The following is a 16,602-nucleotide window of genomic DNA, read 5'->3' on the forward strand; positions in this document are numbered from 1 at the left end:
GACGAAACGAGTTTGACATCCCATATGCCAAGCTCTACGATCTTATTCCCCTCTCGAGAGGGGTTAGGGGTGTGTTATTCTACATGATGAGCCTAATCTACAAATCGCATAACACACCCCTGCCATCGCACATCCTTCCGCGCCCCTCTCAAGAGGGGAAATCGAAACCTCACTTTTCAATCCCCCATAGCCCACAGTTGTGTACTAAATACAATCATTTACATATATATAGTTACAAGCCTGTATATTAGGCCTACCAATTAGCCAATTATGTTTCCTAATAAAATTATAAGCCTGTTTTTGCTGGGCGTTTGCCTGCTGTCGTGCTCAAGTAAAAGTAGTTCGCCGGGGCCGAGTGGTGGCACTGGTACTGGCGGTAGTATAACAGTGTCTGATAAAACCTATACGTTCGATACCACACCCACCTGGTCGGAAGAATTCAATACAGGTACTATGCCCGATACCAGCCGTTGGGGCTACGATATTGGCGGCGGTGGCTGGGGTAACCACGAGCTGGAGTATTATACCAATGGAAACAACGTGAGCATAGCCAACGGTAATTTGGTTATTACCACACGGAAGGAAAACGTAGCTGGCAGCAGCTATTCATCAGCACGCTTATTCTCAAAAGGTACCGGCAATTTTACTTATGGGCGTATCGAAATAAGGGCGAAGATCCCCGGAGGGAAAGGTACCTGGCCTGCTATATGGATGTTGCCTACAGATTATGCTTACGGCGCATGGCCGGCCTCGGGCGAAATGGATATTATGGAGCACGTAGGTTATGACCCTTATAATATTTATGTAACCATGCATACAGGGGCTTATAACCATATCCTCAACACCCAAAAAGGTGTGACCGTTGGCGTACCCACTGCTTTAAGCGATTATCATACTTACCGGATAGACTGGACCCCCGCTTCGGTTACGGCATTTATAGATGATGCACAGGTGATGGTATTTAAAAACGAAGGCACGGGTTATATGGCATGGCCTTTCGATAAGCGTTTTCACCTGATGCTGAACACCGCAGTAGGTGGCGACTGGGGCGGCGCACAGGGTGTGGATGATACTTCTTTCCCCTGCAGCATGCTGATCGACTACATTCGGGTGTATAAAGTAACTAACCTTTAATGTCATTTTAGTGTAGCCTTAATAAAAAAGTAAAACTGAATTAAACTTTTTTAGCTGCGAGCGGTCATACTTATACCAACAGCGATAAAGCGCTGAGAATTGAAGGTTAAATTATGAAACGCATATATCAATTATTCTCATTTACAGTTGTAGCAGGTTTACTTAGCCTGTTTGTAGCAACAAATGCCGATGCACAACGTGGCGGCGGCGGACATGGTGGAGGTGGCGGTGGTTCTCACGGCGGCGGTGGAGGCGGAGGCTTCCATGGCGGCGGTGGCGGCGGCGGTTTCCACGGTGGTGGTGGTTTTCAGGGTGGCGGTGGCCATGCTGCACCAGCTCCCTCACGTGGTGGCAACTTTGCTCCACGCGGCAATTTTAACGGTGGCGGTGGTCGCCCGGTAGTATCAGGTGGTCATTACGGTTATAATCGTGGTGGTTATGTAGGCGGCGGGCGTGTAGGTTATGCTGGTCGCCCGGGTTACGCTCCAGGCCGTGGAGGTTATTACAGACCAGGGGGATACTATCATGGTGGCGTAGGTTACCGTGGCGGTTATTACTATCATGGCCCTTTCAGAGGCGGGTACTATAACTATGGTGGCTTTTACGGCCGTTATTATGCCCCTCGTATAGGTTTCAGCATTGGCGTATTACCTTATGGGTACTATCCGTTCTACTTCGGCCCAGATCAGTTCTTTTATAGCGGTGGTTACTACTATCAATATAATGATAACCAATACACCGTGGTTGAACCACCGGTAGGTGCCGAAATTACCCAGCTGCCATCAAATGCAAAATCAATTGTAATAGATGGCCAGCAATACTACGAGGCTAACGGTGTGTATTACCTGCCAATTACCCGTGATGACGGCTCACAAGCATACCAGATTGCCGGTAAAGATGGCCAGTTAACCACAGGTGCAGGCGATTATCAGGATGATCCAAACAATCAGCCGGATGCGAACCAAAACCAGGGTTATGCACCACAACAGCAACAACAAGTACAACCGCAACAGGGCAGCAATTTGCCGCAACCGGGTGATGTTGTACAGGCTTTACCTCCAAATTGCAGAAAGGTAAAAATTGATAACGAGGTGTATTATGTAGATCCTGCTAATGTATACTATCATCAGGAACGCGATCAGTACGGCCAAAAAGTTTACCGTGTAACCGACGTGAGCAACGGTACCAACTAATAATAAATTTTATATTCTATATAGTGTTTTGACGAGAGGGATGAGGGCTTAAGGCTTTCATCCCTTTTTTTGTTTGGGGTGATTGTGTAATGTTTATTTAAGTATTTTCCTTTTAAAGCTTATAGTACTCACATGTTTGATCTAACCAATTTCTACCCCTTATCAATGTTAGAAGTGATAGCACTGTCATCGCATTCCCCTAATTTAGGGGAAAACTACTGTGTGTGCAATTTGCAACAGCGCTAATAAAGGGTATATTGAAGTGGATCATAAAAGATGGAAGGTTATTTTGAGCTTTATCCTGATAGTATTTCTGTAAAATATTAGCCAAATTTTTCATTGTAACGATTCCTGCTTAAATCATAAATATATTTAAGGGATCAATTATGAAAGCCATGAAATACTACATCTGCCTGTTGCTATCTATCGTTACCTGTTTCGCGCAAGCCAAAAATAAACCACAAGCAGGACTAACCATATTTAAAGCCAACGATCCTAAAATACAATACACGGGCAGGATTGATTTTACTAATCCGCTTAAACCTCGTTTCTGGTCACCGGCAGTATACATTCAGGCTAAATTTAAGGGTACTTCATGCGCCATTATGCTGAATGATGAAGTGCTTTATGGTAATAGCCATAACTATGTGGAAGTAGCTATAGATAATCAGCAACCGGTTCGCCTGCAAACTACCGGTAAAACCAATGTAATTGAAGTAGCCAAAAACCTGCCGAACGGTGTACATACCATCACCATTTGTAAAGACACAGAATCGGGCATTGGGTATCTGGAGTTTACCGGCATTAAATGCGCCCAATTGCTGCCTATGCCAGCTAAACCAATACGTAAAATTGAATACATTGGCGATTCAATCACCTGCGGAAGTAGTTTGGATATGACGGGGATTCAGTGCGGTGGGGGTAAATGGTATGATCAGCATAATGCCTATATGAGTTACGGACCTTTAACCTCAAGGGCTTTGAATGCGCAATACGTACTGAGTTCGGTATCGGGTATTGGCCTGATCCACAGTTGCTGCGATATGAAAATTGTGATGCCGCAGGTTTTCGACAAAGTGAATATGCGGACTGACTCGATTAAATGGAATTTCAATAAATACCAGCCCGATGTAGTTACAGTTTGCCTTGGCCAGAACGATGGTGTGCAGGATTCGACTGCTTTTTGCAGCGCCTATGTAAAGTTTCTGGGCGATATCCGCAATCATTATCCTAAAGCAGATATCGTTTGTTTAACAAGCCCCATGGGCGATTCGACCCTTACGCCTGTATTGAAGAAATATATTACAGCTATAAATAATCATGTAAACCAAACCGGTGATCAAAAAGTAACGCATTATTTCTACAGCAAAAGATACTTCCATGGCTGCGGTACCCACCCTGATATGGCCGAGCATAAAGAAATGGCTGATGAGCTGACCGCCTACTTAAAACAGCTTAAAAAGTGGTAATTAACTCATTGTTAAAACATAGTGTTGGGTTGATGCTTATATCATATATAAAACATCAACACTATGGAACAACATCATAACCACCAGGCGCTTATCCAAAAATTACTGGATTGTGTATTAGCTTGCGAACATTGCGCCACCGCCTGCCTTGCCGAAGGAGACGAAGTAAAATACATGGTCAACTGCATTACGCTCGACCGTGACTGTGCCGACATTTGCAATATTGGCGCACGCTTGCTACAGCGCGATTCCATTATCGCACACCAATACCTTGTTTTGTGCGAAGAGATTTGCCGCCTTTGTGCAGCCGAATGCAGCAAACACTATATGGAGCATTGCCAGCAATGTGCTAAAGTATGCCGCGAATGTGCCGAAGCTTGCCATGCACATCATACAGCCATTACACAAGAATAATCTTAATCCCTTTTACTTATTGCAGACCGGACGAATAAAATCTACCGGTCTTTTTATTGAGCCCTTTATGAAAGCCATCATATTTAACTGTACTCTAAAGCCATCGCCAATAGCATCAAACACCGAAGCATTGGCCAGCGAAGTAATTAAAGAATTGGAACGCCTCGGTGTAGAAACCAAGCTGATCCGAATGATAGATCATGATATTAAACCCGGATCAAAATCAGACATGGGTAATGGTGATGCCTGGCCCGAGATTTTGAAAGAACTACTGGACTCAGACATCCTGATTATGGCAAGCCCAACATGGGTAGGTCAGATGTCGAGCATAGCCATGCGGGTACTGGAACGGATGAACGGCTTGTATCCCGTTAAAGATGAAAAGGGTATACCCGTTACTTTTAACAAGGTAGCAGGTTTTGTAGTTACCGGCGAAGAAGATGGTGCGCGCCACGTGGTAAGTGAAATGGCGGGTGGTTTAATGGACGTAGGTTTTACCATAGCCCCACAATGCTACACGTACTGGAACAATGGCCCCGGGCCAGGTACATCATATCTTAAAACTAATTTTAGAAAAGACTGGTCGATAGAAACGGCGAAGGCTGTTGCAAACAATGTTGTAGCTGTATCAAAAGCGCTCAAAGCTATGCCGATATCGTACAGTATTTAAAATGACTTAAAAGTCATGATTATTTGATATTTTGGTCATTGAATTTTCGGTTTGTATTTTTTTGTGTACACAATACTACATTAAACGCGGCTAAAAACCGCGTTTTTGCTTTATAGTGAATGTTTGTAAAAGTTTGGCATAATTATCGTATTTAACCTAACACAACTAACTTAAAAAACAACGATTATGAAAACTATAAACAAAACTGATCTAATGTTAAAAGCACTTGATATTGAATTAAAAAGAATATTAAAAGCTGATTTAGAAGCATATCGTACCAAACAATTAATTGCCGCAATCAACCAGTCTGCACAAAAAGCAGCCTGATCTATATATATCCTATCTATGAAAACGAAAAGAGTCCGTGGTATACCGGACTCTTTTTTTGTTTATACGTTTTTTGTTCTTTAGAGCGATGGCACTCCTTTATAAACCCGATTGTAGCGGCACGTAGTATAGCGTAAAGCGGGATTGTCGGTAGCGAGTGGCTAAGAACCGTTATTTTCTAAATTATTGGCGCTTCTTCCTGGCATACAGTTCATCTAAATATTTATCGATATTGCAGCCTCCGAAATCGAGCACCCCGTTCATATTGTCCTGATAACAAGTTTTGGATAGGTTGGTGCTGTTAAGTACTACAAAGGTGTCGTAATCGGGGGCATATAAAATAAGGCGGTTCTTGTCTTTCAGGTTCCAGTACTGGCCATGGTCGGTGTGTGGGTTCTTAGTTCCTTTGCCGTATAATTTGGTAAGTTCCTGCAGTATGCGGGCCTTCATCTGTGGCCTTTTAATGCGTACCCTGTAGCCGTAAATAATACTGTCGGCCTTAAAGTGGTCGATAACTTTATCAACCGCGGCATCTTTTTTAACCTTAATGATTTCGAAGTGGCCTATGCCATCATGATAAGTAGTATCAGTCCTGAAATGTACGGAGTTGAGTTGAAAGATAACCTCCGTACTATCTAATGGGATGCCGTTAAAGCTGTATGATTTGCTGTTATCTACCTCAAACAGCACCGCCATTGGCGCTTCTACCATATCTATGCCTCCTACAATAGTATCATGATAATTGAGGACAGATTTAACCCTTTCGTTGAGGTTTAATTTGGCTAAATCAATACGTTGTTTGGGTGCCTGGCTGCACGAAATTAAAACGGCAGAGGCGAAGATTAAGGTTAGCAAAGGTTTGATCATAAGTTGAATAACCAAGGAGATGAGGGATTTGTTCAGAGAAGAGGGAAAAAGAGTGGCGGGGTTAGTAGCAGTAGCAGGATGTGATGTTGGCTATTTTAAACTGATGATTGTTTACTGCCACGGTTACTAAACACTGCCACTACTCATCTTGACTCTTGATTGCAAACCACTTATCTTAGCCATTCACATAAACCCCTCATTTAGAATGAAACGATTGATGTGTTTACCGCTGGCTGCCCTGTTGGGTGGTTCGGCACTTGCCCAAACTTCTGCAACTACTATGAAAACCCTCCCTTACCCTACTACCAAAAAGGTGGAAACTGTTGATACTTATTTTGGCACCGCCGTACCCGACCCTTACCGATGGCTGGAAGACGACCGTGCCGAGGATACCAAAGCTTGGGTACAGGCCGAAAACAAGGTTACGCACGCTTACCTGGAGCAAATCCCCTATCGCGAGGCTATCCGCAAACGCCTGGAGGTGTTGTGGAACTATGAGAAATTTGGTGCGCCGCAAAAGCAAGGCGAGTGGACTTATTTCGGACGAAATAGCGGTCTGCAAAGCCAGAGTGTGATTTACCGCCAGAAAGATGGTGGAGAACCGGAGGTATTTCTGGATCCTAACCAGTTTTCGAAAGACGGCACGACATCATTACAAGGGCTGGATTTTACCAAGGATGGCAGCCTGGCTGCTTATCAAATCTCGGAAGGCGGTAGTGACTGGCGTAAGGTGATTATCATCAGGGCATCAGACAAAAGCCAGGTTGGCGATACCCTGCGTGACGTGAAGTTTAGCGGCATTGCCTGGAAAGGTAACGAAGGCTTTTACTACAGTAGCTACGATAAGCCCGCAGAAGGCAGCCAGCTAAGTGGCATGACGCAATACCACAAACTGTTTTATCACCAGCTGGGCACACCACAAAGCAGCGACAAGCTGATATTTGGTGGAGAGCAAACCCCTCGCCGTTACATTGGCGCTTACTTAACCGAAGATGAGCGCTATTTGATTATCACCGCAGCCAACAGCACAACAGGTAATGAGCTTTATCTGCAGGATTTAACACAAGCAGGCAGTTCTATTGTGCCCATTGTTAGCAATTTTGATAACGAGCATAACATCATCGATAATATCGGCAGCAAGCTGTACATCTACACCAACCTGTACGCACCTAACCATCGCGTGGTTACGGTTGATGCATCGAGCCCTGGTGTTACGCACTGGAAAGATCTGATCCCCCAAACTAAAAATTCTTTAACTGTAAGTACCGGCGGACAGAAGATCTTTGCCGAGTACCTGAAAGATGCTACCTCGCTGGTATTGCAATACAATATGGATGGCAAGCTGGAACAAGAGATTGCATTACCTGGTGTGGGTACTGCGGCAGGTTTCGGCGCTAAAAAAGAGGAGAAGGAGTTGTATTATACCTTTACCAGTTATGTTTACCCGAGCACGATATTTAAGTACGATATAACCTCTGGCAAATCAACCGTGTACAAAAAGCCTAATGTACAGTTCGACCCAACGCTGTACGAGAGCAAACAGGTTTTCTATAAATCGAAGGATGGAACGCAGGTCCCGATGATTATCACCTACAAAAAAGGAATCGTATTAAACGGCAAGAACCCAACAATGCTGTATGCTTACGGTGGTTTCGGGGTGAGCCTTACGCCTGCCTTCAGCACCAGTAACATTGTGTTGCTTGAGCATGGTGGTATTTACGCTGTACCTAACATTCGTGGTGGTGGCGAGTATGGTGAAACCTGGCACCGCGCAGGTATCAAGCTTAAAAAGCAGAACGTGTTTGATGATTTTATCGCCGCTGCCGAATACCTGATTCAGCATAAATATACTTCGCATGATTACCTGGCTATCTCGGGCGGATCAAACGGCGGCCTGCTCATCGGCGCTACCATGACCCAGCGCCCCGATTTATGTAAAGTAGCTTTCCCCGCTGTAGGTGTTATGGATATGCTGCGTTACAACAAATTTACCGCAGGCGCAGGCTGGGCTTATGATTATGGTACTGCAGAAGATGGAGCAGAGATGTTTGCCTACTTATATCATTATTCGCCCTACCATGCTTTAAAACCTGCTAATTATCCGGCTACTATGGTTACCACGGCAGATCATGATGACCGTGTGGTGCCGGCTCACTCCTTCAAGTTTGCAGCACGTCTGCAGGAAGATCAGCAAGGATCGGCACCGGTATTAATCCGTATAGAAACCAATGCAGGCCATGGCGCGGGGCAGAGCACAGCCCAGGTAATTAACCAGCAGGCTGATAAATGGGCGTTTATGTTCTGGAATATGGGGATTAGCTTTTAGAGAGAAGAGGACAGAAACAAGAAATAAGCCCCCCTTTGTCATTCCGACGAAGAAGGAATCTTCTTCACCTTGGCATGCCGCTAAGCATAGTGAAGAAGATACTTCGCTATCGCTCAGTATGACAAGCTTGTTTTAATCGCACTAAACAAAATGCCATGAAGATTAGCTTCATGGCATTTTTTATGTCTTGTTTCCTGGCTCTTGTTTCTTGCTTCTATCTAATATAGTGCAGGCAAATTACGCCATTGCTAAATGTCTTGTTTTCTACCAGTTGCAAACGAATAGCATTTTGCTGGGGCTTAAACAACAGTTTACCCTTGCCCAATATAATAGGGTTTACAAACAGCCAGTATTCATCAATCAGATCATGATCCATTAAACTGGCACCGAGCGATGGGCTGCCGAACATAACGATCTGCTTATCGCCTTCCTTTTGTTTAAGAGCGGTTATTTGCTCAATAATATTATCACTCAATATGGTGGTATTACTAAAGCTCTGCCCTTGCATACTTGCCGATGCTACATATTTATTCACTTTATTATACCAGTTGCCATGCTCAATATCATGTTTCGAAGCGTTGGGCTTGTCGGCGGCTGTGGGCCAGTAGGCTTCCATTATTTCGAAGGTGCCGCGGCCGTATAGGGCAACGTCTGATCGTTCGGCCTGGCTGCCGGCCGTATCGAACATTTCATCCCCAATGCCAATCCAGTCCATCTCTCCATTGGGGCCAGCGGTATAGCCATCGAGGCTGACATGCATAAATAATACTATTTTTTTCATATTGTATAATTGATAATCAAACTTATAGATAAAGGATGAATAGCAACGGGGTATAAAACGACATCTGAAAGGGGTGTTTGCGACAAGATAAAATCAATGAGTGAAGGAATTAGGGCCTGTCAGTTTTGAGTTAGTGAATGAGTGAGTAGCAAGTAAATGCCTCGCTACTCACTCATTTGCAATCCGCAACTATATTTTTAATATATATAACTAATTGTATTAAAGTATTTTATTTATTTTTACTTATCACCCTTATTCTAAACCTATGACTATTTATAAAAGTAAAGACACTTCGAATAAGAACAGGCTGGTTAACGATGCCAGGAGGCCGAATAAAACCGATGGTTTAAACCTGCAAGATAACAGGGATGGTAATGTTGCTCAAGGTAAGTTTGCGCCTGCCAACCCACCTAGAGATGTTGCCGTACAACTAAACGAAAAAGGCAGTTTGGTTGATAACAGATCTGTTCAACGCAAAAAAAATGATACCGGCTTGCCCGATCAGTTAAAGGCCGGGGTTGAAAACCTTTCGGGGCAATCGCTCGATGATGTTAACGTTCACTATAATTCTGCCAAGCCCGGTGAGCTACAGGCTCACGCTTTTGCACAGGGCAATCAAATACATGTAGCGCCGGGGCAGGAAAAACATTTGCCGCACGAGGCCTGGCATGTTGCACAGCAAAAACAGGGCAGGGTACGGCCAACTACACAATTAAAAGCGGGTATTACAATAAACGATAACCGCGGGTTAGAACGTGAAGCTGATATGATGGGGGCAAAAGCTACACAGTTGAAAAGCAACTCTAACTTCAGTTTCACCACTGCATATAGCCAAACAAATTATCCATTACAATCGCCTGTTGTTCAAAGATCTATAATTGTAAGTGGGGGACAAATGGCAAAAGGCCCCAGGCATCCTTTCCTAAGTGATATTAACAAATATCTACAGATTGGGAGTAACGAGGCCAGGTGCCACTATATCCCATTTGGATACATCCGCTTGATCGTGATGAATCAGATTAATGCCGGGTTATCAGGTACGCAGGGCGCAGTGGTTATGGGGGATTTGGAGTACTTAATCAATGCGATTTTTCCAAATGGGCGTGCTGCTGATAACCACAAGAGTGATACTAATTATGGTGCACTAACTAAAATAGCCCATACTCTTTATGATGAAGCACAAAACTGCAAACAACAGATAGGCACCATCATAGACAACAGTAAAAACCTTGGTAAGCTTGCTGAGCTGGGAACAAACCTTATTGATGCACTTAATAACTCTCCTGACAATTTAAGGCCGGGTAACAGCAATACGAATTCCTCCATCAGCGATTCGCTGGATTTTCCGGCCACACATGTTGCCAAAGGCATTTTACCTAAAGGAACCACAATTGTTGATAAGCACTACAAGCCAAGCTATAATTTAACTAGTAATATGGAGGTTTTATTGCCAAATGAGGCCGCTACAACAATTATATTAAACCTTATTGACTCTGCCCATATAGGCTTTGAAGCTGTTGTTTATTCTTCTGATTACATTCTGCAAAGTTCAGATCATAAAATGATGAAAACAGCAACAATGTCTGATAAAATTAAAGTTCCGGTTGCTTTAGAATTAGATACCGGCTGGTATTTATTTGAAACTAATTAAGAACAAATCAATGAGTGAGTTAGTTTTGAATGAGTGAATGCTTTATTGTTACCTGCAAGCAAAACAAAGTACGTATTGTGTCTTTTGTTTTTTAGTCTTTCATCTATTTGTCGCTCAGCAAGTCCACGCAATTTTTGCTCAAAGTTTGCAAGCGGGTATCTAATGAAGCCAAGCCTTTTTCGTCTTTAGTGTTTTTATAGAGCATTTTTATGCGGGTAAGCGTGTCATCTTCGGGGTCACAGGCCTGGGCTTTCTCCAGATGGGGGATTGCTTTTTTTGCAGTGGCCGTGTATAGTGCAGCAAGCCGTTTGTTCTCAACAGGGTCTGTTTTGGCTGCATTAAGTTTGCCTGCTACCTGGTTTGCCTGTTTTAGATACAGGTAACCTAAAGCACGATGCGCCACAAAAAAATCAGGCACGGCAGCAATTACTTTTTCATAGCAGTTAATGGCTTTATCGAATTGGTTAAGATCCTCGTAAAGTGTACCCATGCGGTAATAGAAATTAGGTTGCGCCTTATCAGATAGCTTACCTGCATTGGGTAAGAGCGCTTCGCCCAGGCTTAATGCGTTGGCATTGAAGTGTTGTACATAAGCATAGCTAAAATCATAATAAGCATTTTGCAGCTCATCAGCTGTTTGGGCTTTGGCCGTAATTAAGGTAGCAGTTGCAAATAATAGCAGGAATAATTTTTTAAACATAAAGTGATGGTTTCGATTGAAAGCCAATATCGGGATTTTATGTGAAAGGAATGTTAATGGAAGAGGAAAGATAAAGGAGAAAAGACGAAGTGGTTACTGTCCGTGCGTCAACATATTAAGACAGACGGTTTGGGTAAAATAAAAAGGACGAAAGGTAAAGGATTTATCGTCCTTCATCTTTCGTCCTTTTATCTTTCTGTCTCTTTAAAATCTATTTCTGTCTGAAGAAGATCTGTACGGGCACACCGCTGAAATCGAAGTTTTCGCGAAGCTTGTTTTCTATAAAGCGGCGGTAAGGTTCTTTAATATATTGTGGCAGGTTACAGAAAAACGCGAACATCGGTGATGTTGCATTGATTTGTGTTACATATTTAATTTTCACAAATTTACCTTTCAGCGCTGGTGGCGGATAGTTCTCGATGATCGGCAGCATAATGTCGTTCAGTTTCGAGGTCGGGATCTTTTTAGCACGGTTTTGGTAAACTTCTTTGGCTACATCAAGCACTTTCAATACACGCTGTTTTTCGGTTACTGAAGTAAACACGATAGGCACATCAGTAAAAGGTGCAATTTTTTCGCGGATGGCTTCTTCAAAAACTTTAACGGTTTTGTTGTTCTTCTCGATCAAATCCCATTTGTTAACCACCACCATGATTCCTTTTTTGTTCTTTTCGGCCAGGTGGAAAATGTTAATATCCTGCGATTCGATACCTTCCTGTGCGTCAATCATCAGGATAATAATATCGGCTTCTTCCAGAGCTTTGATAGTACGCATTACCGAGTAAAACTCGATATTTTCTTTTACCTTGGTTTTTTTACGTAAACCGGCAGTATCAATCAGCATAAACTCGTGGCCATACTGGTTGTAATGGATATGGATACTATCGCGGGTGGTGCCGGCAATTGGCGTAACAATATTACGGTCTTTACCGATCAGCGCATTGATGATAGATGACTTACCCACGTTAGGGCGGCCAACAATGGCGTATTTAGGCAGCGTATTTTCCGGAACTACATCCTCGTCGAAAGTTTTAACAACCTCGTCCAAGAGTTCGCCCGTACCAGAACCTGTCATTGACGAAATGCTGTAGATTTCGCCCAGGCCTAAGCTGTAAAATATAGCAGCATCGCCATTAAGGGAGGTGTTATCAACCTTGTTTACTACTACAAACACAGGCTTTTTGCCTTTGCGCAGTAGGTTAGCAATCTCGTCGTCGAGGTCGGTAATGCCGGTAGTAACATCAACCACAAATAATATAGCCGAAGCTTCTTCAATAGCAATGGTTACCTGCTCGCGAATGGCAGCTTCAAAAACATCTTCGCTGTTGGCTACATAACCACCGGTATCAATAACGGTAAAGTTACGGCCAATCCATTCGGCTACACCATAATGGCGGTCGCGGGTTACGCCGCTCATGTCGTCAACAATGGCTTTGCGGGTTTCGGTAAGGCGGTTATATAGGGTTGATTTACCCACGTTTGGGCGCCCTACAATTGCTACTATATTGCTCATTTTTTGGGGATTAAAGAACTAAGAGCCAGCAAACAAAGAAAAATGGCCTTGCTTCCGGTAACCCTTATGTTCTAATTTATATTAAACTTACTACCTGTAAGTTAAGTTATTCTTAATTCTTATACTCAAGTACAAGCACCACCAACCGTCCTGGTTCTTGATTCTCGTTTCTTGCTTCTCTTAAAATTAGTCTTCGTACCCAAACTGTTTCAGGTAGTTCTTTTTGCTGCGCCAGTCTGCAATTACCTTAACAAACATTTCGAGGAAGATTTTCTTCTGGAAAAACTCCTCCATGCTGCGGCGTGCATAGGTACCAACAATTTTAAGCATCTCGCCGTTTTTACCGATCAGGATATTTTTTTGCGAGTCGCGCTCCACAATAATTTCGGCGCTGATGCGGTATAGCTTATCGCCCTCTTCAAACTTGGTAATAATTACCTCGGTGCTGTAAGGGATCTCTTTTTTATATTGTTTAAACACCTGCTCGCGGATCATCTCCGACGCAAAGAAACGGTCGTTACGATCGGTCAGGAAATCTTTTTCATAATAGGCAGGGTGCTCGGGCAGGTTTTCCAGAATGAAATCCATAATAGCCTTTACATTATGCTGGTGCAGGGCCGAGATAGCGAAAACCACTTTAGGGTTCAGTTTCTCTTGCCAATACTCAATTTTCTGCTTAACGGTTTCTTCGTCGCTCTGGTCAATCTTGTTAATTAAAACAGCAATCGGTGCTTCCGATTTTTGCAGTTTAATCATCACATCGCCTTCGTCGTATTTTTCGTTAATATCTGTAACCAGCAAAATCAGGTCGGCATCCACAATGCTGCCATCAACCTGGTGCATCATGCTTTCCTGTAACTGGTACGCCGGTTTAATAACACCCGGGGTATCAGAAAACACAATCTGGTAATCGTCTTCGTTTACAATACCCAGTATACGGTGCCTGGTTGTTTGCGCCTTTGGGGTAATGATCGACATTTTTTCGCCCACCAATGCGTTCATCAATGTTGATTTACCTGCGTTGGGTTTACCAATAATGCTTACAAAACCTGCCTTATGACTCATTTAAAAATATTTAATTTTTTATTTGGAGTACAAAGAAACGAATTATATCTTTGCAGTCCAATAAAAAAAACACATAGTGCGGGATGGAGCAGTTGGTAGCTCGTCGGGCTCATAACCCGAAGGTCGTAGGTTCGAGTCCTGCTCCCGCTACCCAGAATGAAAAAGCCTCAGATGAAAATCTGAGGCTTTTTTGCGTTTGGAAGAATTCTTAGCTCTTCATCAATTAGCCCCTTCTCCAGCCGGTATAAAAATAAAAAAACTGGAGCCCTGGCCAAATACGCTTTCAAAGCCTATCCTGCCGCCCTGGCGTTCGGTAAACTCCTTGCATAACAATAATCCCAAGCCAACCCCTTTTTCATTATTGGTGCCGAAGCCGGGCTCGGTATTAATGGAGAATATTTTTTCCTGTTTACTTAGGTCAATGCCTTTGCCGTTATCGCTAACGGTTATCTTACACTCGTGCTGCACCAATTGGGCATCTACATTAATAATACCACCGTTTGGCGTAAACTTTATGGCATTGCTAATGAGGTTACGCAATACCAGTTGCAGCATATTTATATCAGCAATTACTGTAAGCTCAGGGTTAATTTTATAGCTGAGGGCGATACCCTTTTTATCGGCCTGGGTTTTGCCCATCTCCAACGTACTTTTTATCACGTTAAGCAGGTTTGCCAGTACCAAATTAATCGTAGGCCCCTCCATTTGTGATTTAGCCCATTGCAATAAATTGGTAAGCATATCCATGGTGCCATTGGTAGCCAGCAATAATTCCTGTTCTATTCCGGCGCGCTCCGATCCTTCTATTTCATTTTCGCTAAGCAACTGTAAGTAACTTTGTATGTTAATCAGTGGTGTTCGCATATCATGCGAGATAATAGACATGAGCTTGTTTTTTTCGGCATCAATTTTCTCCAATTGCTCATTTTGAAACAGGATGTGCCGGTTTTGTTCTTCAATAGCTGTAGCCTTCTCTTCTACAGCCACCCGCTCTTTATCATAGTTTTTGCGGATGTATTTAATAACAATATAAATGACGATAACCGGCAATGGGAAGGCCGTAATCCTGTCTATCAGTTCGCCTTTACCTGCAACAAAAGGATATTTAACCAGTTGCGGATTATAATAGGCCACAATATGTAAAATCAGAAAACACAGCATATACAGTATTAGCCAGGCCAAATGCTGCCGGTATGGCGAAATGGCAAATACCAACAACAGGTAAGCCGGCCATATAATATCGGTTGAGCCATGAATGCCCGAATTAGCGAAGTAGTTAACTGAGAAAATAGCTATACCCGCTACCCCGAATAAAATACTGCTATGCGGTTTGTTATTAAAGCGGGAGTTGTAATACTCATATATAAAAAACGAGCTTAATAATATGCACGACAAAGAAGCAATATAAAGCCCGGCAAAAAAATTATAAGGGATATAAAAAACAGCAAGTAAAACTAAACAAATAGTAATAGAGTGAAAGATCCTGCTTTCTAACGAAAAACCAGAAGAGTTGCCTATTAGCTTAAACCAAACACCATTCAACTTTTTTAGCATAGGCTAATAATATATGTAGAATAACCGTGCCCTACGCAGCCAGAGTACATACTAATTACGATGCGCCCGGTTAATTGGTTTAAAGTTTATAAAACTTTAGCTATAGTGAAAGAAATTTAATTAATAAAGATTGATCACATTATAATATGACCCTTGTTTTTAATGAAAATTACCAAAACTCGCCAAGTACCATCATTGAACGCATCCGCCTTCAAAAAAAATGGGAGAATGAAAACGTAATTGTTGGCCGCAGTTTGGATGTGTTCATTTCCAAACTAAGAAAGAAATTGGAGTATGATGGGTCTATTCAGCTGGTTAATATAGATAGTAAGGGGTATAAGTTGAGGGTTGGGAATGTTTAGAGCAAAGAATTAGGCTATAGCTAACTTTAAAATGCTTCGCCTTCATCATGGTCTAAATCCGGGATTGTTATCTTGTATGTGAAAACCTTTACCCTTTCCTCCGAATACAAACCTCCTAAAACCACATTCCATTCGTTATTAATATAATTACAGTATGCCGTATTAATCGCAAGCCCATCTTTATTCTTAATCAATAGAGATCTGTTTTCTATTGTTTCTAGTGTAGCTGTAAGAGGCTCTAACTGCAATATTTTATCAAAAATAATTGGTTGAAACTGCTGGTAAACTTTGCCCCAAGCCAATTCATTTTGTTTGGATGTGTCATAGCCCGGTCCCCATTTATCACTTATATAAGGGATAGTGCCAATAAAATCATCATTTACAAATAGCCTAGCATATATAATTATAAATTCCTGGTTTTCGTCCAGGTACAATTTCCCGTATTCATATCTTTCATCAAACTCAACATGGGTTATAGGCAGCTTTAACATTTTTACCAGTTTGTCAACTTCATAAGCCATGCTAAACTCTCTGATCTCAGATGGTTTCGACGTTAGTATTCCAGGCATTATGCTA

Annotated in this window: 16 protein-coding genes and 1 tRNA gene; 10 read left to right on the plus strand and 7 right to left on the minus strand. The window is 42.7% G+C overall.

The window, feature by feature from the left end; all coding sequences use genetic code 11:
- Window positions 1-270 precede the first annotated feature (270 nt).
- The 6 genes from PQO05_RS00825 to PQO05_RS00850 all read left to right on the plus strand — a co-directional run bounded on the left by PQO05_RS00825 (window position 271) and on the right by PQO05_RS00850 (window position 5,207).
- Entirely contained in the window at window positions 271-1,134 is an 864-nt protein-coding gene (locus tag PQO05_RS00825; protein WP_273630738.1) for a glycoside hydrolase family 16 protein, read from the plus strand.
- Window positions 1,135-1,247: 113 nt separating this feature from the next.
- Window positions 1,248-2,327, plus strand: coding sequence for a DUF6515 family protein (locus PQO05_RS00830; RefSeq protein WP_273630739.1), 1,080 nt, complete (start codon window positions 1,248-1,250; stop codon window positions 2,325-2,327).
- A gap of 395 nt (window positions 2,328-2,722) precedes the next feature.
- Window positions 2,723-3,796 carry an SGNH/GDSL hydrolase family protein gene (locus PQO05_RS00835; RefSeq protein ID WP_273630740.1) on the plus strand — a complete coding sequence of 358 codons (1,074 nt, stop codon included), beginning with the start codon at window positions 2,723-2,725 and terminating at the stop codon, window positions 3,794-3,796.
- Between the two features lie 63 nt (window positions 3,797-3,859).
- Window positions 3,860-4,210: a four-helix bundle copper-binding protein gene (locus tag PQO05_RS00840; RefSeq protein ID WP_273630741.1), complete on the plus strand. Its 351-nt coding sequence runs from the start codon at window positions 3,860-3,862 to the stop codon at window positions 4,208-4,210.
- Between the two features lie 67 nt (window positions 4,211-4,277).
- The gene (locus PQO05_RS00845; RefSeq protein WP_273630742.1) at window positions 4,278-4,880 is read left to right on the plus strand and encodes a flavodoxin family protein; all 603 of its coding nucleotides are present in this window, start codon (window positions 4,278-4,280) and stop codon (window positions 4,878-4,880) included.
- A gap of 186 nt (window positions 4,881-5,066) precedes the next feature.
- Complete coding sequence (locus PQO05_RS00850) at window positions 5,067-5,207, plus strand: hypothetical protein (protein WP_273630743.1); 141 nt, start codon at window positions 5,067-5,069, stop codon at window positions 5,205-5,207.
- A 183-nt stretch (window positions 5,208-5,390) separates the two neighbouring features.
- Here the strand turns inward: PQO05_RS00850 and PQO05_RS00855 are convergent, their stop codons facing one another.
- Window positions 5,391-6,074 (minus strand): hypothetical protein, encoded by a 684-nt coding sequence (locus PQO05_RS00855; protein WP_273630744.1) that lies wholly within the window; start codon window positions 6,072-6,074, stop codon window positions 5,391-5,393.
- 205 nt (window positions 6,075-6,279) lie between these two features.
- Here PQO05_RS00855 and PQO05_RS00860 point away from each other — a divergent pair, with 205 nt between their 5' ends.
- Window positions 6,280-8,400, plus strand: coding sequence for a prolyl oligopeptidase family serine peptidase (locus PQO05_RS00860; protein ID WP_273630745.1), 2,121 nt, complete (start codon window positions 6,280-6,282; stop codon window positions 8,398-8,400).
- Between the two features lie 214 nt (window positions 8,401-8,614).
- Here PQO05_RS00860 and PQO05_RS00865 read toward each other — a convergent pair whose 3' ends face one another.
- On the minus strand, window positions 8,615-9,181 hold the full coding sequence (locus PQO05_RS00865; protein WP_273630746.1) for a dihydrofolate reductase family protein: 567 nt from the start codon (window positions 9,179-9,181) through the stop codon (window positions 8,615-8,617).
- 265 nt (window positions 9,182-9,446) lie between these two features.
- Here PQO05_RS00865 and PQO05_RS00870 point away from each other — a divergent pair, with 265 nt between their 5' ends.
- A complete protein-coding gene (locus PQO05_RS00870; protein ID WP_273630747.1) occupies window positions 9,447-10,832 on the plus strand; it encodes an eCIS core domain-containing protein in 1,386 nt (461 codons plus the stop codon).
- A 103-nt stretch (window positions 10,833-10,935) separates the two neighbouring features.
- Here PQO05_RS00870 and PQO05_RS00875 read toward each other — a convergent pair whose 3' ends face one another.
- From PQO05_RS00875 to era, 3 genes are all read right to left on the minus strand, one after another.
- A complete protein-coding gene (locus PQO05_RS00875; protein WP_273630748.1) occupies window positions 10,936-11,532 on the minus strand; it encodes a tetratricopeptide repeat protein in 597 nt (198 codons plus the stop codon).
- Window positions 11,533-11,743: 211 nt separating this feature from the next.
- Window positions 11,744-13,045: a ribosome biogenesis GTPase Der gene (gene der / locus PQO05_RS00880; protein WP_273630749.1), complete on the minus strand. Its 1,302-nt coding sequence runs from the start codon at window positions 13,043-13,045 to the stop codon at window positions 11,744-11,746.
- A 186-nt stretch (window positions 13,046-13,231) separates the two neighbouring features.
- The gene (gene era, locus PQO05_RS00885; protein WP_273630750.1) at window positions 13,232-14,110 is read right to left on the minus strand and encodes a GTPase Era; all 879 of its coding nucleotides are present in this window, start codon (window positions 14,108-14,110) and stop codon (window positions 13,232-13,234) included.
- 77 nt (window positions 14,111-14,187) lie between these two features.
- Here era and PQO05_RS00890 point away from each other — a divergent pair.
- A tRNA-Met gene (locus PQO05_RS00890) sits at window positions 14,188-14,264 on the plus strand.
- 65 nt (window positions 14,265-14,329) lie between these two features.
- On the opposite strand, the gene PQO05_RS00895 is transcribed toward PQO05_RS00890, so the two are convergent.
- Window positions 14,330-15,664, minus strand: a complete 1,335-nt coding sequence (locus PQO05_RS00895) for a sensor histidine kinase (RefSeq protein ID WP_273630751.1) — start codon at window positions 15,662-15,664, stop codon at window positions 14,330-14,332.
- Between the two features lie 146 nt (window positions 15,665-15,810).
- On the opposite strand from PQO05_RS00895, the gene PQO05_RS00900 reads away from it, so the two are divergent.
- Window positions 15,811-16,026 carry a helix-turn-helix domain-containing protein gene (locus PQO05_RS00900; RefSeq protein ID WP_273630752.1) on the plus strand — a complete coding sequence of 72 codons (216 nt, stop codon included), beginning with the start codon at window positions 15,811-15,813 and terminating at the stop codon, window positions 16,024-16,026.
- A gap of 26 nt (window positions 16,027-16,052) precedes the next feature.
- Here the strand turns inward: PQO05_RS00900 and PQO05_RS00905 are convergent, their stop codons facing one another.
- A complete protein-coding gene (locus PQO05_RS00905) occupies window positions 16,053-16,595 on the minus strand; it encodes a hypothetical protein (protein ID WP_273630753.1) in 543 nt (180 codons plus the stop codon).
- Between the last annotated feature and the right edge of the window lie 7 nt (window positions 16,596-16,602).

This window comes from Mucilaginibacter jinjuensis, assembly GCF_028596025.1.
GTDB lineage: Bacteria > Bacteroidota > Bacteroidia > Sphingobacteriales > Sphingobacteriaceae > Mucilaginibacter > Mucilaginibacter jinjuensis.